The 19,989-nt window shown below is 60.6% G+C and carries 17 protein-coding genes and 1 other RNA gene; 16 read left to right on the forward strand and 2 right to left on the reverse strand.

What is annotated here, in order from left to right; genetic code table 11:
* Positions 1-71: 71 nt before the first annotated feature.
* The 15 genes from FHX15_RS02730 (at position 72) to murB (ending at position 16,685) form a co-directional block, all read left to right on the forward strand.
* Positions 72-704, forward strand: a complete 633-nt coding sequence (locus FHX15_RS02730; protein ID WP_184393461.1) for a lytic transglycosylase domain-containing protein — start codon at positions 72-74, stop codon at positions 702-704.
* 78 nt (positions 705-782) lie between these two features.
* Complete coding sequence (locus FHX15_RS02735; RefSeq protein ID WP_184393463.1) at positions 783-1,958, forward strand: FAD-binding oxidoreductase; 1,176 nt, start codon at positions 783-785, stop codon at positions 1,956-1,958.
* A gap of 56 nt (positions 1,959-2,014) precedes the next feature.
* Positions 2,015-2,408: RNase P RNA component class A (rnpB, locus tag FHX15_RS02740), an RNA gene on the forward strand.
* A gap of 429 nt (positions 2,409-2,837) precedes the next feature.
* Positions 2,838-3,275 carry a division/cell wall cluster transcriptional repressor MraZ gene (gene mraZ, locus FHX15_RS02745; RefSeq protein ID WP_246778850.1) on the forward strand — a complete coding sequence of 146 codons (438 nt, stop codon included), beginning with the start codon at positions 2,838-2,840 and terminating at the stop codon, positions 3,273-3,275.
* Between the two features lie 17 nt (positions 3,276-3,292).
* On the forward strand, positions 3,293-4,318 hold the full coding sequence (rsmH, locus tag FHX15_RS02750) for a 16S rRNA (cytosine(1402)-N(4))-methyltransferase RsmH (protein WP_184393467.1): 1,026 nt from the start codon (positions 3,293-3,295) through the stop codon (positions 4,316-4,318).
* A 1-nt stretch (position 4,319) separates the two neighbouring features.
* Positions 4,320-4,772 carry a hypothetical protein gene (locus tag FHX15_RS02755; RefSeq protein ID WP_184393469.1) on the forward strand — a complete coding sequence of 151 codons (453 nt, stop codon included), beginning with the start codon at positions 4,320-4,322 and terminating at the stop codon, positions 4,770-4,772.
* Complete coding sequence (locus FHX15_RS02760; protein WP_184393471.1) at positions 4,772-6,520, forward strand: penicillin-binding protein 2; 1,749 nt, start codon at positions 4,772-4,774, stop codon at positions 6,518-6,520. Before FHX15_RS02755 ends, FHX15_RS02760 begins: the two co-directional genes overlap by 1 nt.
* Before the next feature lie 64 nt (positions 6,521-6,584).
* Positions 6,585-8,045 carry a UDP-N-acetylmuramoyl-L-alanyl-D-glutamate--2,6-diaminopimelate ligase gene (locus FHX15_RS02765; protein WP_184393473.1) on the forward strand — a complete coding sequence of 487 codons (1,461 nt, stop codon included), beginning with the start codon at positions 6,585-6,587 and terminating at the stop codon, positions 8,043-8,045.
* On the forward strand, positions 8,042-9,475 hold the full coding sequence (locus tag FHX15_RS02770; protein WP_184393475.1) for a UDP-N-acetylmuramoylalanyl-D-glutamyl-2,6-diaminopimelate--D-alanyl-D-alanine ligase: 1,434 nt from the start codon (positions 8,042-8,044) through the stop codon (positions 9,473-9,475). Before FHX15_RS02765 ends, FHX15_RS02770 begins: the two co-directional genes overlap by 4 nt.
* Positions 9,476-9,494: 19 nt before the next feature.
* Entirely contained in the window at positions 9,495-10,595 is a 1,101-nt protein-coding gene (gene mraY, locus FHX15_RS02775; RefSeq protein WP_184393477.1) for a phospho-N-acetylmuramoyl-pentapeptide-transferase, read from the forward strand.
* 7 nt (positions 10,596-10,602) lie between these two features.
* Positions 10,603-12,015: a UDP-N-acetylmuramoyl-L-alanine--D-glutamate ligase gene (murD, locus tag FHX15_RS02780; protein ID WP_184393479.1), complete on the forward strand. Its 1,413-nt coding sequence runs from the start codon at positions 10,603-10,605 to the stop codon at positions 12,013-12,015.
* Between the two features lies 1 nt (position 12,016).
* Positions 12,017-13,171: a putative lipid II flippase FtsW gene (gene ftsW / locus FHX15_RS02785; protein WP_112541257.1), complete on the forward strand. Its 1,155-nt coding sequence runs from the start codon at positions 12,017-12,019 to the stop codon at positions 13,169-13,171.
* Positions 13,172-13,177: 6 nt separating this feature from the next.
* A complete protein-coding gene (murG, locus tag FHX15_RS02790) occupies positions 13,178-14,302 on the forward strand; it encodes an undecaprenyldiphospho-muramoylpentapeptide beta-N-acetylglucosaminyltransferase (RefSeq protein WP_184393480.1) in 1,125 nt (374 codons plus the stop codon).
* A complete protein-coding gene (gene murC, locus FHX15_RS02795; RefSeq protein WP_184393482.1) occupies positions 14,299-15,714 on the forward strand; it encodes a UDP-N-acetylmuramate--L-alanine ligase in 1,416 nt (471 codons plus the stop codon). Before murG ends, murC begins: the two co-directional genes overlap by 4 nt.
* Positions 15,711-16,685 carry a UDP-N-acetylmuramate dehydrogenase gene (gene murB, locus FHX15_RS02800; protein WP_184393484.1) on the forward strand — a complete coding sequence of 325 codons (975 nt, stop codon included), beginning with the start codon at positions 15,711-15,713 and terminating at the stop codon, positions 16,683-16,685. The genes murC and murB overlap by 4 nt, the downstream gene beginning before the upstream one ends.
* A 3-nt stretch (positions 16,686-16,688) precedes the next feature.
* Here the strand turns inward: murB and FHX15_RS02805 are convergent, their stop codons facing one another.
* Positions 16,689-17,618, reverse strand: coding sequence for an SDR family oxidoreductase (locus FHX15_RS02805; protein ID WP_184393486.1), 930 nt, complete (start codon positions 17,616-17,618; stop codon positions 16,689-16,691).
* A 114-nt stretch (positions 17,619-17,732) separates the two neighbouring features.
* The gene (locus FHX15_RS02810; RefSeq protein ID WP_184393488.1) at positions 17,733-19,028 is read right to left on the reverse strand and encodes an MFS transporter; all 1,296 of its coding nucleotides are present in this window, start codon (positions 19,026-19,028) and stop codon (positions 17,733-17,735) included.
* Between the two features lie 266 nt (positions 19,029-19,294).
* Here FHX15_RS02810 and aqpZ point away from each other — a divergent pair, with 266 nt between their 5' ends.
* Positions 19,295-19,981 (forward strand): aquaporin Z, encoded by a 687-nt coding sequence (aqpZ, locus tag FHX15_RS02815; RefSeq protein ID WP_184393490.1) that lies wholly within the window; start codon positions 19,295-19,297, stop codon positions 19,979-19,981.
* Positions 19,982-19,989: the final 8 nt, after the last annotated feature.

Raw genomic sequence — 19,989 nt, forward strand, 5'->3', positions numbered from 1 at the left:
TGGTTGGGGATTTCCTATGACGGCGAGGCGCGCAGTCCGGCAATTCTTTGGGTCGGAGTGTTCAAGACTACATGAGAAAACTTGTTATTGTTGCTGCGGCATGCGTTGGCATGGTGCTGGCGGGAAATAGCTTTGCCTTTGCGAATGACTGGGGCGTGCGAGCCGATGCTCCCGTGAGGAAAGTGGAGCGTCCGCAGACGACGGAACGCCGGCAGAAGATAGAGCGTCCGCAGAAGGTGGCGCGCCAGCAGAAAAGGCCAGAACGCCCGGTAAAGACCGCACAACGTCCGCTGAAGACGGTCGAGCGCCAGAGTGGCTATCCCGTCGCCAATGATTCCGGCAATTCCTATTCCGCGCTGATCAGCAAATATGCCAATCAGTATAATGTACCGGTCGCGCTTGCGACTGCGGTCATCCGCGTCGAAAGCAATTTCAATCCGAACGCCCGCGGCAGCCACGGCGAAATCGGCCTGATGCAGATCAAGCCGGCAACGGCGCGCATGATGGGCTATACCGGCAGCGCCAGGGGCCTGTTCGATCCGGAAACCAACATCAGGTACGGTATGAAGTATCTGGCGGCCGCCCATGACCTCGGTGGCGGCGAGACCTGCAATACCATCCTCAAGTACAATGCCGGTCACGGCGCGACGCGCATGAACCCGGTCTCCAAGTCCTATTGCGGCAAGGTTCTTGCGATGCTGTGAACGGAGCATTTTCCCTGAAAAGAGCTGGATGATTCAGTACGATTGCCATGATATCGCTGGCCTTTAGCGAGGTGCGATATGGCTGTCGATTTCAGGTTCATCGTTATCGGCCGTGGCATGATGGGTGCCGCGGCCGCAAAATATCTGGCGCGTCAGACGAATGGCGTTGCTGTCATCGGACCGGACGAGCCGGTCGATCGCAAGATGCATGACGGCGTTTTCGCCAGCCACTACGACGAAGGCCGCATTACGCGGACCATCGATCCTGATCGAGACTGGGCCTTGCTCGCCAATCGCTCCATCGCCCGCTATGGCGAGATCGTGAAAGAGAGTGGCGTCGATTTCTATACCGAAGCGGGCTGCGTCGTCGTCGCGACACCCGAGAGCGGGTATCTCAAGAATACAAGACAGGCCGCCGTTTCTCTGGGCGTCGAAACCGTCTCCTTCGATGAGGCCGGACTGAAGACGCAATTTCCCTATTTCGTCTTTCCTTCCGGCAGTGCCGGCCTTTTCGAGGCGAAAGGGGCGGGGTACATCAGCCCGCGCAAGCTCGTGAAGGCGCAGTCGCTGCTGGCCGAAGAGGCAGGTGCGACCGTCATCCGCGATCATGCCGTCTCGGTCCGGGAGGAAGGCGGGGCAGCTGTCATCACCACGGCGGACGGCGAGGTCTATCGTGCCGAGAAGGTGCTGCTTGCAGCCGGTGGTTTTTCCATTTCCGAGAATCTCTTGCCGCAATCCGTTGATATGACGGTTTATGGGCGCACGGTTGCCCTCTTTGAAGTGGCGGGAGAGGATGCGGCGCGTTTTGCCGGCATGCCCTCGCTCATTCTCGACGCGCCCGGCATCGATATCTATCTCCTGCCGCCGATCCGCTATCCCGACGGCAAGCTCTACCTGAAGATCGGCGGCGATCCAGATAATCTGGTGCTGGGCACCGATGCGGAAATGCGCGCTTGGTTCCGCACTGAGGGGCGCGAGTTCGCGCGCGATCATCTGAAGGCCATCGTCGATCGCATCGTTCCGGACCTCAAAGCGCGTTCCATTTCTTCCGCATCCTGCGTCGTCTCCTATACGAAGAGCCGCTATCCAATGATCGGCTATAGTGCTTCGCCGCATATAGCGGTTCTCACCGGCTGTATGGGAACATCGGCCAAGAGCTCCGATGAAATCGGCAGGCTCGGGGCCGAGCTCATTCTGGCAGGCGGAATCGAGGGCCAGGGCTACGCCACGGATTTCGCACCTTATTTCGGCTAAGCTTCCTTCCCATATTTCATTGGCTTTTGCAGGCTTCCTCGTTTAAGGGAGCCCTGCCAGTTGGCCGGGCAGCCGCGCTTTACCAATGCCGAAAGGCGGTAGGGTGAGGAAAGTCCGGGCTCCACGGAAACACGGTGCCGGATAACGTCCGGCGAGGGCGACCTCAGGGAAAGTGCCACAGAAAGCAAACCGCCTGTCATGACAGGTAAGGGTGAAAGGGTGGGGTAAGAGCCCACCGCATCTCCGGCAACGGATATGGCACGGTAAACCCCACCGGGAGCAAAACCGAATAGGGATGACGCGGTCGGCGAAAGCCTTCCGGCCTGTTTCTGGGTCAGTCATCCGGGTGGGTTGCGTGAGGCAGCGTGCAAGCGCTGTCCCAGATGAATGGCTGCCACGTTCCGGTTCGCCGGAGCCATACAGAACCCGGCTTACAGGCCAACTGGCGATTACCTTCCTGCGGCGGTTGCTCTGCCGCAAAATCCGATTTCTTCCTATTCAAGCCATTGAAATGCCGGGAATGAGGCAAGCCTTATGGATCTTGGCTTGGCGGATTTCCTGTTCCTGAGAGGCACTTCAGGCGGCATTTGAGAATCGCTTTCCTAACCCTTTGTTAAACTTAACAGCTTATAAATCTTTGATACTGCGCCCACTTCAAAATGGGCTCATCCCATTGACGCCCATATGGTCCCATGCTATCCCAAATGCGCACTGCATCAGGGCAATCATCTGCCCATTCATCGCAAAGCAAAGGCGCCTTCCGGATCGGAAGCGTCGAAAGGACTTTGGTTCTTTCGGCTTGCGACGCTGTGCCTGATTTTGGGAGTTTCGGGCGGCAAAAAGCTCTCCGCGCTCTTTCGGGAACGGATGTTTCGTGTCATGAGCCGCTTCCTTTCGAATGCGACCAACAGGATCGATACCAAGGGTCGGGTTTCCGTCCCTGCGGCGTTTCGTTCCGTGCTGGCGCAGCGCAACGTTCAGGAGCTTTACTGCTTCCAGGACTTTGTGTTTCCGGCGATCAGCGTCGGCGGTTCGGATCTTCTGGAAAGGTTCGAACGGCAGATTGCGGCGGAGGATCCGTTTTCGCCGGATGCGAACGAGATGTCGCTTCTCATTCATGGGGGCGGGGTCTTCATGAAGCTCGACGCCGAGGGTCGGTTGATGGTCACGGATTTTATCCGCGACTTCACGGGGATCACGGACGAGGTGGCCTTCGTCGGTCGGGCGGATCACTTTCAGCTCTGGCAGCCGCAAGCATTCGCGGCCGCGCAGGCGCAGGCACGAGGGGAGCGCAGGCTGGCGGGCAGGCGTTCCTGAGAGAGCGAGGGAACGGAATGGCGGCGAATCCTGGCGGAGGTTCAACTGAAGCCGGTGGCGGACCGGTTCGCCACATTCCGGTTCTTCTCAAAGAGGTGCTTGCGGCGCTGGAGCCTTCTTCCGGCAAGGTCATTCTCGATGGCACCTTTGGTGCGGGCGGTTATACCTCAGCTATTCTGGCTGCCGGCGCCGATGTGATTGCGCTCGATCGTGATCCGACGGCGATCGCAGCCGGGCAGGCGCTCGTTGCCGCGCATGGCGATCATCTCAAGCTCATCCATTCGCAGTTCTCGCAGCTTGCCGATCATGCGCCCGATAGCGGGCTTGATGGCGTCGTGCTGGATATCGGCGTTTCCTCGATGCAGATCGATGAGGCCGAGCGCGGCTTTTCTTTCCAAAAGGCCGGCCCGCTCGACATGCGCATGTCGGCTGCAGGCGTTTCTGCCGCAGATGTCGTCAACCGCGCCAAGGTGGCTGATCTCATCCGCATCTTCCATTATCTCGGTGAAGAGAACCAGGCGCCGCGCATTGCGCATGCCATCGAAAAGCGCCGCGCCGAAAGGCCTTTCGAGACGACGCGTGATCTTGCCGGCCTCATCGAGCTGGTGACGCCGCGCAAGATGAAGGACAAGATCCATCCCGCAACACGCGTCTTTCAGGCGCTGCGCATTTTCGTCAATGACGAGCTCGGCGAACTGGCGCAGGCGTTGTTTGCTGCCGAGCGGGCGCTGAAACCCGGTGGCCGTCTCGTCGTGGTCACCTTCCATTCGCTGGAAGACCGGATCGTGAAGAAGTTCTTCTCGGATCGTGCCGGCAAGGCTTCCGGCTCCCGCCATCTGCCGATCGCGCATGAGCGGGCCGCGACCTTCGAGCCTGTCGGTAAGTCGATGGTTTCGGCCAGCGAGGAAGAAGCCGAGGCCAATCCGCGCGCCCGTTCTGCCAAGCTGCGCGCCGGCCGGCGCACTGCCGCTCCCGCTGAAGCTGAAGACATGTCGCTCTTCGGATTCCCCAATCTTGCCAGCCTCGGAAAGCTTGGAGCTTGATATGCTGAGAACGTTCGATCTTGTGCTCATCGGTGTCATGACGGCGGCAGCCGCCGTTACTTATACGATCAAGCACCGCGCCGAGTTGAAGCTCGAGGAGGTTCGTCGCCTCGAAGCGGAGATCAAGTTGGAAAAGGACACGATCGATCTCCTGAAGGCCGACTGGGCATTGCAGTCGCAGCCGAACCGGCTGGAGCGCCTGGTCAATGCCTATAACAGCGAACTGCAGCTGCAGCCGACGGATTCGACCGCACTGGCTCACGCGCGCGAGCTGCCGATGCTGAAGTCGCAAGTTCCTCCGCCTGACGTGACAGAAGCAAAGGCCGGGGACGCGAAGACTGGCGCCAAGCCGGGTGCGGCCACCGTTGCCAAGGCCCAGCCGATCCGCAAGCCGGCGGCGCGCGAAGTTGAAGATGAAGATGCGGATCAGATCGAAACGGGAGCGCTGGAATAATGTCCTTTCTTTCCCGCATCATGGTGCTGAAGAGCCAGGCGCATTTTTCCGCCGGCGTCTATAACCGTTTCGGGGCTCCTTCCGGCGTGGCGATCGAAGGCTCGCGCAAACGTAAGTCGGGGCAGGCAAGGAGCCGCGTCGGCCTGCTGATCATCGGCTTTACCGCCCTCTATGCCGTCATCGGCGGACGTCTCGTCGAATATGCGATGAAGGAGCCGGAATCGGTTTCTTCCATTCTGCCGCCCGACCGGCTGATGGCTTCGCGCCCCGACATTATCGACCGCAACGGCGAAGTGTTGGCAACCGATATCCGCACCGTTTCGCTGTTTGCCGAGCCGAACAAGATTGTCGACCCGGATGAAGCTGTTGAGAAGCTGCAGACGGTGCTTTCCGATCTCGATGCGAAGGACACCTACAAGAAGCTTGCGAACCCCACCTCGCATTTTGCCTGGCTGCGCCGCCAGCTGACGCCAAAGCAGCAGAGCCAGATCCTGGCGCTCGGTATTCCCGGTATCGGCTTCCGTCCGGAAAAGCGCCGCTTTTATCCGGGTGGTGCGACCGCTGCGCATATCCTCGGCTACGTCAATATCGACAACCGGGGCGTTGCCGGGATGGAGAAATATATCGACGATCAGGGGCTTGCCGATCTTGCCTCCGTCGGTATGACGAGCGATCAGCCGCTGGAGCCGGTGCGCCTTTCGATCGATGTGCGTGTGCAGGCAATCGTGCGCGATGTCGTCACCAATGCCGTGGTCAATTACAAGGCCAAGGGCGCTGGCGCCGTCGTTCTCGATGCGCATACGGGCGAAGTGGTCGCCATGGCGTCTGCGCCCGATTTCGATCCGAACAATCCGCAGGAAGGCTCCAAGGACGGCTGGCTGAACCGCATGTCGAATGGTACGTTCGAAATGGGCTCCACCTTCAAGACTTTCTCGACGGCGATGGCGATCGACAGCGGCAAGGTTTCGCTGAAGGACAGTTTCGACGCCACCAACCCGATCCGCATCGGGGGCTTCACCATTCACGACTTCCACGGCCAGCGGCGCTGGCTTACGGTTCCCGAAATCTTCGAATATTCCTCCAATATCGGCACGGCGAGGATGATCGATCTCGTCGGCATGGAATTGCAGAAGGAATATCTGACGCGCCTCGGCTTGCTCACCAAGATGCAGACCGAGCTGCCCGAGGTGAAGATGCCGACTCAGCCGCGCGTCTGGAAGAAGATCAATTCGATCACGATCTCCTTCGGTCATGGTGTTGCGACGACGCCGCTGCAGACGGCCGTGGCCGGAGCCGCACTCATCAATGGCGGCAAGCTGATCGAGCCGACCTTTTTGCCGCGCACCCGCGAACAGGCCGATGAGGTCGCCGAAATGGTCGTCAAGAAGAGCACCAGCGATGATATCCGTTATCTCTTCAAGCTGAACGGCATGAAGGGGTCGGGCCGCAATGCCGACGTGCCGGGCTTCCATGTCGGCGGCAAGACCGGCACGGCCGACAAGGTCGTCAACGGTCGCTACGCCAGCAATCTCAATTTCAACGCTTTTCTGGCGGCTTTCCCGATCGATAATCCGAAATATGTGGTGCTGACATTCTGTGACGAACCGCTCGACGGCGAGCAGCATCAGCGTATCGCCGCCTATACGGCAGCTCCCATGGTCAAGAACATCGTGCGTCGTGCTGCCCCCATTCTCGGTGTCGAACCGGAATTTGGCGAAGACGGCTCGGCCTTGTTGGTGTCTTATTGAGTGTGAATCAATGTCGGAGTCGATTCGTAAGGGGCGGTCGACCTGAACCAGAGAAGTGCATTCGATGAAATTGCGGGACCTCGCCGGAAATGCGTTTCCGGAAATCAAAGCTGAACTCGAAGGGCCGGCCGGCGCGCTGGAGGTAACAGGTTTGTCTTCGGACAGCCGCAAGATCGCGCCCGGCATGGCGTTTATCGCGATCGCCGGCTCCAAGGCCGATGGCGCGGGCTTCGTTGCCGATGCGGTTGCCAAGGGCGCGATCGTCGTCGTCGCCGCACACGCGACAGATGTCTCCGTACCGGTTCTTGTCGTTTCCGAGCCGCGGCGTTTCCTCTCCGTTGCTGCTTCGCGTTTCTATGGACGTCAGCCTGCGACGATGGTCGCGGTGACGGGTACGGCCGGAAAGACCTCGGTTGCCTCCTTCACGCGACAGATCTGGGCGCACGCCGGCCATGCGGCTGCAATGATCGGCACGACCGGCGTCGTTTCGCCAACGCGCAATGAGTATGGTTCGTTGACGACGCCCGATCCGGTTTCGCTGCATAAGCTGCTGGCGGAACTTGCCGATGAAGGTGTCACACATGCCTCGATGGAGGCCTCCAGCCACGGGCTCGACCAGTATCGCCTCGATGGCGTGACCCTTGCTGCGGCCGCCTTCACCAACCTCGGCCGCGACCATATGGATTACCATCCGACGGTCGAAGACTATATGGCTGCCAAAATGCACCTTTTCGACCGTATTCTGCCGAAGGGCTCGCCGGCCGTCGTCTTTGCAGATGATCCGTGGTCGGAGCAGGCGATCAAGGCTGCGGCGGCTGCTGGCCACGATGTGCGCACGGTCGGGCGCAAGGGCACTTATCTCTCGCTGAAGCGTGTCGAGCATTTCCGTCACAAGCAGGTTGCGGAAATCCATGCGGAAGGCGAGATCTTCGAGGTCGATATTCCGCTTGCCGGCGATTTTCAGGTCGCCAATGCGCTGGTTGCTGCGGCACTTGCCATGTCCACGGGTGTTCCGACAAAGATTGCCATGGCAGCGCTCGAGAAGCTGCAGGGTGCCTCCGGCCGTCTCGAACTGGTCGGCCATACAAAAGATGGCGCGCTTGCCTATGTCGATTATGCGCACAAGCCGGATGCGCTGGAGAACGTGCTAAGCTCGGTGCGGCCTTTTACGACGGGTCGGGTCATCGTCGTCTTCGGCTGCGGCGGCGATCGCGACCGCGGTAAGCGGCCGATCATGGGCGAAATTGCCTGCCGGCTGGCCGATGTCGTCTTTGTCACAGACGATAATCCACGCTCGGAGGAGCCAGCCGCCATCCGCGCGGAGATCATGGCGGCCGCCAAATGCGCTTCCGAGATCGGCGACCGCGCTCAAGCGATCCGCGAGGCGGTTCTGCAGCTGAAATCCGGCGATACGCTGATCGTTGCCGGCAAGGGACATGAAGAAGGGCAGACGATCGGCAGCGTCACACTGCCATTTTCCGATCATGCGGAAGTGCGCAAGGCTTTGGAGGAGCGGGTACCGTGAACTGGCTCTGGACCACTGAGGACATGATTGCCGCGATGGCGGGCCGTCCCTTCGGCTCGCTGCCGCAGGGTATCACCGGCATTTCCATCGACAGCCGCTCGATTGCCCCGGGTGAAGCCTTCTTCGCGATCAAGGGCGACCGTGTCGACGGGCATGACTTTGCCTCCATGGCGGTTGCCAATGGCGCGGCCCTGCTCGTCGTCAGCGAGGCCCGCCTGCCGGCCATGGGGCGCCTGACGGTGCCGATGATCGTGGTCGAGGATGTGCTTGCGGCTCTCGGCAAGCTGGGCCAAGCCTCCCGCGATCGTTCGCGCGCTAAAATCATCGCCGTCACCGGTTCGGTCGGCAAGACGACGACAAAGGAGATGCTGCGGCATGTGCTGTCGCCCTCGGGCAAAGTGCATGCGTCGGTGGCCTCCTTCAACAATCACTGGGGCGTGCCGCTGACGCTTGCGCGCATGCCGATCGACACCTATTTCGGCGCCTTCGAAGTCGGCATGAACCATCCGGACGAGATCCGTCCGCTGGTGAAGATGATCCGTCCGCATGTCGCCGTCATCACGACGATTGCGCCTGCCCATCTCGGCAATTTCAAAAGTATCGAGGAAATCGCTGCCGCCAAGGCCGAAATATTCGAAGGGCTGGAACCCGGTGGCGATGTCGTGCTCAATCGCGACAACGATCAATTCGCTTTCCTGGAGCAGGCGGCGCAATCGCTCGGCATCACCAGGATCCATTCCTTCGGGCAGCATGCCAAGGCGGAATTCCGTCTCGCGGAATTCAATGGCTCGGATGAAAGCTCGACGCTCTGGATGACGGTTCGGGGCGAGACCAAGGAAGTGCGCATCGGTGCGCCCGGCCGCCACATTGCTGAAAATGCCCTCGCCGCATTGGGTGTCGTGACGATCGTCGGCGCCAGCCTCGACAAGGCCATCGAGGCGCTTGCGACGCTGAAGCCGGAGAAGGGCAGAGGCAAGCGCTATACGCTGCCGATCGGCAATGGCAGCTTCACACTGATCGATGAAAGCTACAACGCCAATCCGGCCTCCATGCGCGCGGCAATCGCGCTGCTCGCGACAGCCGAGCCGATCGGCCGGGGACGCCGCATCGCCGTGCTCGGCGACATGCTGGAAATGGGTGAATTTGCGCCGCAGGTCCATGCGGATCTCGCCGGGCCGCTGCTGGCGGCCGGTCTCGAACATGTGTGGCTCGCGGGGCCGGAGATGGTGGCGCTGCAGGAATCGCTTCCCGACGGCGTCGCGGTCGAGCATCGCGAGAACACGGAAGAATTATTGGAATTCGTATTGAACTCGGTCGCACCTGGCGACGTGTTGATGGTGAAGTCGTCCCTGGGGATCGGTTTCGGTAAGATTGTCGCCGCGCTCCTTGACAAGTACCCGCCAGTTTCAGACACGCAACGCGAACTATGATCGGGTAAAGGGGCCCTGAATGCTGATTTGGCTAGTCGAACTGTCGGAATATTTCAAATTTCTGAATTTGTTCAGGTACATTACCTTCCGGGCGGGCGCCGCTCTTTTCACTTCCGCTCTCATTGTTTTCCTTTTCGGGCCGACCATCATCAATTCGCTGCGCATCCGGCAGGGCAAAGGTCAGCCGATTCGCGCTGACGGACCGCAGACGCATTTCAAGAAAGCCGGCACGCCGACCATGGGCGGGTTGATGATTCTGGCCGGCATTGTTGGAGCGTCGCTGCTCTGGGCCGATCTTTCCAACGTCTATGTGGTGGCGACGCTGCTCGTGACGCTCGGCTTCGGCGCGATCGGCTTCTATGACGACTATCTCAAGGTCACCAAGCAGAGTCACAAGGGCTTTTCCGGCAAGGCGCGCCTCGGCATCGAGTTCATCATCGCGGGTATCGCCGTCTATTTCATGATGCGCGCGGCACTTGCCTCCGGACCCGCCGGCTCGACCTTCGGCTCCTCGATCGCTTTTCCCTTCTTCAAGGACTTCCTGATCAATATCGGCATTATGTTCGTCGTCTTCGGCGGTTTCGTCATCGTCGGCGCCGGCAATGCCGTGAACCTGACAGATGGCCTCGACGGGCTTGCCATCGTGCCGGTCATGATTGCGGCTGCCGCCTTCGGCATCATCGCCTATCTTGCGGGCAACGCCGTCTTTGCGAACTATCTGCAGATCAATTTCGTGCCTGGCACCGGTGAGCTCGCCGTCGTGCTCGGCGCCGTCATCGGCGCGGGCCTCGGATTTCTGTGGTTCAATGCGCCGCCTGCTGCAATCTTCATGGGTGACACGGGCTCGCTCGCACTCGGCGGCACGATCGGCACCGTTGCCGTTGCCACCAAGCACGAGATCGTCATGGCGATTGTCGGCGGCCTTTTCGTCATGGAAACGCTCTCTGTCATCATCCAGGTCGGCTTCTTCAAGATGACCGGCCGGCGCGTCTTCCTCATGGCGCCGATCCATCACCATTTCGAAAAGAAGGGCTGGACGGAAAGCCAGGTGGTGATCCGCTTCTGGATCATTGCCGTCGGCCTTGCCATGATCGGCCTTTCCACCCTGAAGCTGCGGTGAGGCGATCATGATCCCGATCACGACGCTTGCAGGAAAGAAAGTCGCTCTCTTCGGTCTCGGCGGTTCGGGTCTGGCGACCGCCAAGGCACTGGTCGCCGGTGGTGCCGATGTCACGGCCTGGGACGACAATCCTGACAGCGTCGCCAAGGCTACGGCAGAGGGTATTGCCACTGCCGACCTTCGCACAATCGGCTGGAGCGCGCAGGCGCTCTTCGTGCTTTCGCCCGGCGTGCCGTTCACCCATCCGAAGCCGCACTGGACGGTGGATCTGGCGCGCGCGGCGGGTGTCGATATCGTCGGCGATGTCGAACTCTTCGTGCGTGAGCGGCGAGCGCATGCTCCAGATTGCCCTTTCATCGCGATCACCGGCACCAACGGGAAATCGACGACGACGGCGCTGATTGCCCATATCCTGAAATCGAGCGGCCGTGACACGCAGCTCGGCGGCAATATCGGCACCGCTGTCCTGACGCTCGATCCGCCGAAGGCCGAACGTTATTTCGTCGTTGAGTGCTCCTCTTATCAGATCGATCTTGCGCCGACGCTCAATCCATCTGCCGGCATTCTCCTCAACCTGACGCCCGATCATCTCGATCGCCACGGGACGATGCAGCACTATGCCGACGTGAAGGAGCGGCTGGTGGCCGCCAGCGATGTCGCTGTTGTCGGCATCGATGACAGCCACTCGGCGCTGATCGCCGACCGTATCGAGCGGGCAGGAGTGAAGGTTATCAGGATCTCCCGCCGTAACGTGGTGGCTAACGGCATCTATGCCGAAGGGACCAAGCTCATCCAAGCAGCGAGCGGGGCGACGCGACCCTTCGCCGATCTCGGTGGCATCCAGACGCTGCGCGGTAGCCACAATGCACAGAATGCTGCTGCTGCGGCCGCAGCTTGTCTTGCAGTCGGCGTGTCTGCCGAGGATATCCGCGCAGGTCTTGCATCTTTCCCCGGCCTGAAGCACCGCATGCAGCCGGTCGGCCGGCGCGGCCATGTCGTCTTCGTCAATGATTCCAAGGCAACCAATGCCGATGCGGCAGCGCCGGCGCTTTCGAGCTATGACCGGATCTACTGGATTGCCGGCGGTTTGCCCAAAGCCGGCGGCATCACGACCCTTGCGCCCTATTTCCCGCGTATCGCCAAGGCCTATCTGATTGGCGAGGCGGCGGCGGAATTTGCTGCAACGCTCGGTGAGGCAGCACCCTACGAAATATCAGGCACGCTGGAACGGGCCGTGGCGCATGCGGCAGCTGACGCCGAAAAAGATGAGACCGGTGCCGTGGCCGTGATGTTATCCCCGGCTTGCGCAAGCTTCGACCAGTACAAGAACTTTGAAGTCAGGGGCGATGCCTTTGTCAGCCATGTGGCTGCCCTCGACGGCGTGACGATGCTGATCAACTCGGCAACAGGAGGCAAATGACATGGTGAGCCGCGCGGAACGTGGAGCCTTGGCCGATTGGTTCTGGACCATCGACCGCTTTTTTCTGGCCTTGTTCCTCTTCCTGATGGGCATCGGCTTCATGCTCTCCTTTGCGGCGTCGCCGGCGGTTGCCGAGCGCATCGGCCTCGAACCCTTCCACTTCGTCAAGCGCCACGCGGCCTTCATGATACCGTCGATCGCGGTCATGCTTGGTCTTTCCTTCCTGACGCCGCGGCAGATACGGCGCACCGCCATCATCCTGCTGATCGTCGCACTTGCGATGATGCTGCTGGTGCTGTTCTTCGGCCAGGAGGTCAAGGGCGGCAGACGCTGGATCTGGATCGCAGGACTTTCCATTCAGCCGTCGGAATTCATGAAGCCGGCCTTCGTCGTCGTTTGCGCATGGCTCTTTGCCGAACATGCGCGCCAGCCGGAGATACCGGGTAATCTTTTCGCCATCATCCTGTTTGGCATTGTCGTCGCTCTTCTTGTCGCCCAGCCAGATCTTGGCCAGACGATCCTGACGACGGCGGTCTGGGGCGGCATGTTCTTCATGGCCGGGATGCCATGGCTTTGGATCATCGTGCTCGGCGCCGGCGGCGCAGGCGGCCTCGTGACCGCTTACTACGTTTTCCCGCACGTGGCGGGCCGAATAAACAAGTTCCTCACCGGCGAAGGCGATACGTTCCAGATCGATACCGCCCGCGAGGCGATCATTCGCGGCGACTGGTTCGGTCAGGGACCGGGCGAAGGTATCGTCAAGCGCATCATCCCGGACGCCCATACCGACTTCATCTTCTCGGTTGCGGCCGAGGAATTCGGCATCGTCTTCTGCATCGCGCTCGTCGCCATCTTCACCGTGCTGGTGTTGCGCGGCCTGTCGCATGCCTATCGCGAACGCAACGACTTCAACCGTTTTGCCGTTGCCGGCCTCGTGCTGCAGATGGGCATTCAGTCCATCATCAATATCGGCGTCAATCTCGAACTGCTGCCGGCAAAAGGCATGACGCTGCCGCTGATTTCCTATGGTGGCTCGTCGATGGTGGCGATCTGCGTGACGGCCGGCTTCATTCTGGCGCTGACGCGCCATCGCCCGGAAAAACGTGCGCAGGACCGGAGCCTCTTCCGGGTGCCGCACGGTATGCCGGCGGAGTGAGGAATTATGAGCAAGGGCATCGTCCTTCTTGCCGCCGGGGGAACCGGCGGCCACGTGTTTCCGGCAGAGGCGCTCGCTTTCAAGCTCAGAGAGCGTGGCTATGCGGTGCATCTCGTCACCGACAGCCGTGCGGAGCGTTATGCCGGCAAGTTTCCGGCCGATGAAATCCATGTCGTGCCGTCGGCGACGATCGGTTCTAAGAGCCCCGTGGCCGTTGCCCGTTCTCTATGGAAGCTCTGGACCGGAATGCGCAGCGCAAAGCGGCTGATTCAGCGGCTGAAGCCCGTCATCGTCGTCGGCTTCGGCGGTTATCCGACCGTGCCGCCGCTGCTGGCCGCAACGCGCCTTGGCGTGCCTTCCATGCTGCACGAGCAGAATGCCGTCATGGGTCGCGCCAACAAGGCGCTCGCGTCTCGTGTCAGAGCGATTGCCGGCGGCTTCCTGCCTGAAAGCGGCGGCGCGTTTTCCGACAAGACGGTCGCGACCGGCAATCCCGTGCGACCGGCGATCCTTACCGCAGCCGAGCAGCCTTACGTGCCTTCCTACCCAGGCGAGCCATTCAATCTCGTGGTCTTCGGCGGCAGCCAGGGCGCGCAGTATTTCTCCAAAGCGATGCCGACGGCGATCAGCCTGCTCGACGATGCGCTACGCGCGCGGCTGAGGGTGACCCAACAGGTTCGTCCCGAGGATATGGAGATGGTGCGCGACTGCACAGTTCAGCTGCAGATGGGCGCCGATATTGCACCGTTTTTCACCGACATGGCGGAGCGCCTTGCCAAGGCACATCTCGTCATCTGCCGTTCCGGCGCCTCGACGGTTTCGGAAATTTCGGTGATTGGGCGCCCGGCGGTGCTGGTCCCCTATCCGCATGCCCTTGACCACGATCAGGCGGCGAATGCGGCGGCGCTCGCGGCAACCGGTGGGGCCAATGTGATCGCACAGTCGGAGTTGTCTCCGGAGCGTATCGCCTCCATCCTGACGCATGTGATGAACGACCCGGAAAAACTTGCCAACATGGCGGCGGCCGCCAAACTCGCAGGAAAACCGGATGCAGCAAACTTGCTTGCCGACATGGTTGAGGCTATTGCCGCCGGCAAGACAGTTACAGAATTCAAGGGGGCACGCACATGAAGCTGCCAAAGACGATCGGCCTTGTCCATTTCATCGGCATCGGCGGTATCGGCATGAGCGGTATCGCGGAGGTGCTGCACAATCTCGGCCACAGGGTGCAGGGATCGGATCAGTCCGACAGCGCCAATGTCCAGCGCCTGCGTGACAAGGGCATCGAGGTCTTCGTCGGCCACAAGGCGGAAAACCTCGGCGACGCCGAAGTCGTCGTCGTCTCCACTGCGATCAAGAAGAGCAATCCGGAACTCGTCGCTGCGCGCGAAAAGCTGTTGCCGGTGGTGCGCCGCGCGGAAATGCTGGCCGAACTCATGCGCTTTCGCAATGCGATCGCGATCGGCGGCACGCACGGCAAGACGACGACCACCTCGCTTGTCGCAACGCTGCTCGAAGCCGGCGGGCTGGACCCGACCGTCATCAATGGCGGCATCATCAATGCCTATGGCACGAATGCGCGCATGGGCGAGGGCGAGTGGATGGTGGTGGAGGCGGACGAGTCAGACGGTACTTTCCTGAAGCTGCCGGCCGATGTCGCCGTCGTCACCAATATCGACCCTGAGCATCTCGACCATTATGGCAATTTCGATGCCGTTCGCGCCGCGTTCAGGCAGTTCGTCGAAAACGTGCCTTTCTACGGCTTCGGCGTTATGTGCCTCGATCATCCCGAGGTGCAGGCGCTGGTCAGCCGTATCGAGGACCGCAAGGTCATCACCTACGGCGAAAATCCGCAGGCAGATGTGCGCTTCATGAATGTGCGTATAGAAGGCACGCGATCGGTCTTCGACGTGGAGATCCGCCGTCGCCGTACAGGACAGGTCACCCGGCTCGACGATCTCGTCATGCCGATGCCAGGCCGTCACAATATCTCTAATGCGACCGCGGCCGTTGCCGTCGCCAACCGGCTCGGCATTTCCAGGGAAGCCATTGCCAAGGGGCTTGCCTCGTTCGGCGGCGTCAAGCGCCGGTTTACGCTGACAGGCGAATGGAACGGCGTGCAGATTTTCGACGACTATGGTCACCATCCGGTCGAGATCAAGGCGGTGCTGCGCGCTGCCCGCGAGGCCTGCAAGGGCCGGATCATCGCCGTGCACCAGCCGCATCGCTATACGCGGCTGTCGAGCCTGTTCGAAGAATTTGCCGCCTGCTTCAACGATGCAGACAGCATTTTCATCGCGCCTGTCTACGCCGCCGGTGAGGAAGCGATCGAGGGAGCGGATTCGGAATCGCTGGTTTCCCGTATCAAATCGGGGGGGCATCGTGATGCGCGCTTCCTTCCTTCGGCGGAAGCTCTACCTCAGATGGTAGCAGAGATTGCAAAACCCGGGGACTTTGTGGTTCTTCTGGGTGCTGGTAGCATTACATATTGGGCAGCAGCGCTGCCGAAGCAGTTGCAAGACCTTTCAGGAAAGTCCGCATGAAACAGGTTAACGGGGAAAAGCTTCTTGCCTCTCTCGGAGATGGCGTAAAGGACATTCGTGGCCGATTGACGCCGGATGCCCCCATGGATCGTGTCACGTGGTTTCGCGCCGGTGGTCTTGCCGAGCTGATGTTCCAGCCGCATGATGAGGAAGATCTCATCGCCTTCCTGAAGATCCTGCCGGATGAAGTGCCGCTGACGGTCGTCGGCGTCGGTTCGAATATCCTGGTCCGCGACGGCGGTATCCCTGGCGTCGTGCTGCGGCTGTCGGCCAAGGGCTTCGGTTCCGTCGAGCTCGCCGGCGAAAACCGTATCGTCGCCGGTGCCATCTGCCCCGACAAGCATGTGGCGGCGATGGCGATGGATAATGGCATTGGCGGTTTCGCCTTCTATTACGGAATTCCCGGCGGCATCGGTGGCGCTGCCCGCATGAATGCCGGTGCCAATGGTTCTGAGACGAAGGACCGCGTCGTCGAAGTGCGGGCGATCGACCGCAAGGGCAACAAGCACGTGCTGTCGAATGCCGATATGGGCTATTCCTATCGTCATTCTGATGCCGCTGACGACCTGATCTTCACCTCGGTGGTTTTTGAAGGTTATTCCGACGACCGGGCCAAGATCCGCGCGGAAATGGATGCCGTGCGCAACCATCGTGAGACGGTACAGCCGATTCGCGAAAAGACCGGGGGCTCGACCTTCAAGAACCCGGAGGGTCATTCTGCCTGGAAACTGATCGACGAAGCGGGTTGCCGCGGCCTCGTTATCGGCGGCGCGCAGATGTCGTCGCTTCACTGCAATTTCATGATCAACATGGGACAGGCGACGGGCTACGATCTCGAATATCTCGGCGAGGAAGTGCGCCGCAAGGTTTTCGAGACGGCCGGCATCAAGCTCGAATGGGAAATCAAGCGTGTCGGCCTCTTCATGCCGGACCGTGAGGTCCACCCCTTCCAGGGCGTCACATCAGAATAGGCGCTATATTACCGCAAGCCTCAAACCTTCCCACGGCGTGACGACGGGCGACCAGCCCAGCACGTCACGGGCGTGGGAAATATCGACCTGTAGCGAGCCGCAGAGGCGCTGATAGACGGCTTCCCTTCCTGTGATCCTGGCTGCCATGTGCATCAGGGACGGCGGGAAGGGCAGCAGCATCGGTTTGACGGCGAGGCCTGCGGCAATGCCCTGGATCAGCGCGGGCGTCGAAAGATCCTCGCCATCTCCGGCAAGGAAGGTTTCGCCGGCGGCGGCGGAATGGTGCATGCAGGTGATGATGAGATCGACGAGGTTCTGTACGGCCACCAGCGTGCGGCGATTTTTCAGCGAGGCAAAGGGCAGCGGCAGCTTCTTGCGGACCAGCCCGACAAGCAGGGCAAAATTGCCGCGCGCGCCGGGACCGTAAACCAGCGGCGGGCGGATGATGACGACTTCCATCCCGGTGCGGGCAGCGATTTCGCGCAGGCCGATTTCGCTTTCCATCTTGGAAATGCCATAGGGATCGAGAGGCTTCGGAACATCATCGTGCCGGAAGGGCCGGTCGTTTTCTTCACCATTGACCTTGATCGTGCTGACGAAGACGAAGCGCTTCACGCCGGCGCGGGCTGCCTGTTCGGCAAGGTTGAGGGTGGAAGCGGTGTTGACGCGGCGGAAGTCGGCCAGCGGATCGGCAGAGCGATCGTTCATGATATGAACGCGGGCGGCGAGATGGACGATGACATTGATGCCTTGCAGCGCTGCCGTCCAATCGGTCGTCTCGGTGATATCGACAGGGAAATGCCTGACATCGGACGGGAAGGCTGATGTCGCAGCTCGCGTCGTGACCGCCAAGTCGCAAATCCGCTCTCTATGCAGTCGTTCGACAAGAGGAACGCCGACGAAGCCGGCTGCGCCGGTGACGAGGCATCGCATGATCTTCTCCCTGTTCGCCCTTGGAGGCTCTGGCTAGCCGGAAGTGTCGATTGCATCAATAAAAAAAGCCGCGGCGGGTTACGTCGCGGCTTTCTTGAGCATGGCTAGAAAGTCTTAGACTTCTTCGCGGCCCGATAGCAGGATGCAGATCAGCGAGATCGCAGCGGAGGCGGCGAGGTAGTAGCCGACAAAATCAAGGCTGTAGTTGGTCGCGAGCCAGGTGGCGATATAAGGAGCAAGCGATGCTCCGAAGATGCCGCCGAGATTGAAGGTCATCGAGGCGCCGGTGTAACGCACCATGGTCGGGAAGGGGGCCGCAAGTGCAGCGCCGATCGGACCGTAGGTGAAACCCATCAATGCAAGGCCGATGATGGAGCACAGGACAGCGCCCGTGAGGCCAGCCGTCAGCAGGCTCGCATAGAAGAAGCCGAAGATAGCGATGGCGATCGTCGTCAGGATCAGGATAAGGCGACGCGAGTAGCGGTCGGACAGCCAGCCGGAAAGCGGGATCGTCAGGCCGAAGAAGACGACGCCGACGAGCTGGATGATCAAGAACTGCTCACGCGTATAGCCGAGTTTCGTCGTGCCCCAGGACAGCGTGAAGACTGTCATCAGGTAGAAGAGCACGAAGGTGGCCACCGCGATGAAGGTGCCAAGGATCAGGCTGCGCAAATGGCCGCGAAAGACGGTCGCGACTGGAACGGCGACCCGCTCGTGCTTTTCGACTGCTTTCTGGAATTCCGGCGTTTCGGCGATTTTCAGGCGGACGTAGAGACCGACAGCGACGAGCGCGAGGCTGGCGATGAAGGGAATGCGCCAGCCATAGGCGAGAAAGTCCTCGTTGCTCATGGTTTCCGCCAGGATCAGGAAGAAGCCGGAGGAAAGGATGAAGCCGATCGGCGCGCCGAGCTGCGGGAACATAGCGTACCAGCTGCGCTTGCCGGGAGGGGCATTTTCGGTGGCGAGCAGCACTGCCCCGCCCCATTCGCCGCCAAGGCCGAGGCCCTGACCGAAGCGGCACAGCGCGAGCAGAAGCGGAGCGGCGATGCCGATCGTATCATAACCCGGCAGCATGCCGATCACGACGGTCGACAGGCCCATGGTCATGAGCGCTGCCACGAGAGTCGCCTTGCGGCCGACCTTGTCTCCGAAATGGCCGAAGACCACCGCGCCGAAAGGGCGGGCGAAGAAGGCGATCGAGAAGGTCACCAGCGACTGCAGGAGTGCGGAGGTCGGATCGCTCGAGGGGAAGAAAAGGTGCGGGAAAACGATGACGGCTGCCGTCGCGTAGACGTAGAAGTCGAAGAATTCGATGGTGGTGCCTATGAGGCTAGCGATCAGGACGCGTGCCGGCGAATTGACTTGCGCGCTGTTCGAAGGGCTCGGCGATACGGAGATCGCTTCTGTCATGTTCATTCCAATCAGTATTTTTATCGATTTCCTTGGGAGGCCGCCGCTCTTAACGCAATTTTAAGGCTGAGAAAATGCCTAGACACGCAAGAATATGAGGCGGGCGATATTATCTGCCAGTGTGGCTGGGACGCCGCCATGTCGAGTATTCTCAGCCTTCCTTCAGTCTTGTATCGGCTTTATGCAGGCCAGCCGCGAACTTGACGGGAATCAAATTGTATCTGATTTCTGAAGAACTCTCTGGTTGAGAGAGTGGAGGGGCACATATGCAAAAAAGTCTTGCTGCCGAGTTTTTCGGCACATTCTGGCTGGTTTTCGGCGGATGCGGCAGTGCCGTGCTCGCGGCTGCGTATCCTGAACTTGGAATCGGTTTTGCTGGCGTAGCGCTGGCGTTTGGTTTGACCGTCCTCACCATGGCCTATGCGGTGGGCGGTATTTCCGGCGGCCATTTCAATCCTGCAGTCTCTCTCGGCCTCGTCGCTGCGGGACGTTTTCCCGCCGCACGTCTCATTCCCTATATCGTCGCACAGGTGGTCGGTGCGGCCGTCGCTGCCGCTGCGCTCTATATGATCGCTAGCGGCAAGGCGGGTTTCGAGCTTGGAGGGTTTGCTGCCAATGGATATGGCGAACATTCTCCGGGCGGCTATTCGTTGCTTTCGGCGCTGCTGATCGAAGTTCTGCTGACGATGTTTTTCCTGATCATCATCCTAGGCTCGACCAGCAGCAGAGTGCCCGCCGGCTTTGCACCGCTTGCAATCGGCCTTGGGTTGACCCTGATTCACCTCGTCGCGATTCCCGTGACGAATACCTCGGTCAATCCGGCGCGTTCCACCGGGCAAGCGCTTTTCGTCGGTGGTTGGGCGCTGCAGCAACTCTGGCTGTTCTGGGTCGCGCCTCTAGCGGGAGGTGCGATCGGCGGCCTCATCTGGAAGTTCTTCGGCGATAAAGACTGACCGCAAAA

It is taken from the genome of Rhizobium sp. BK650 (assembly GCF_014195325.1).
Lineage (GTDB): Bacteria > Pseudomonadota > Alphaproteobacteria > Rhizobiales > Rhizobiaceae > Rhizobium.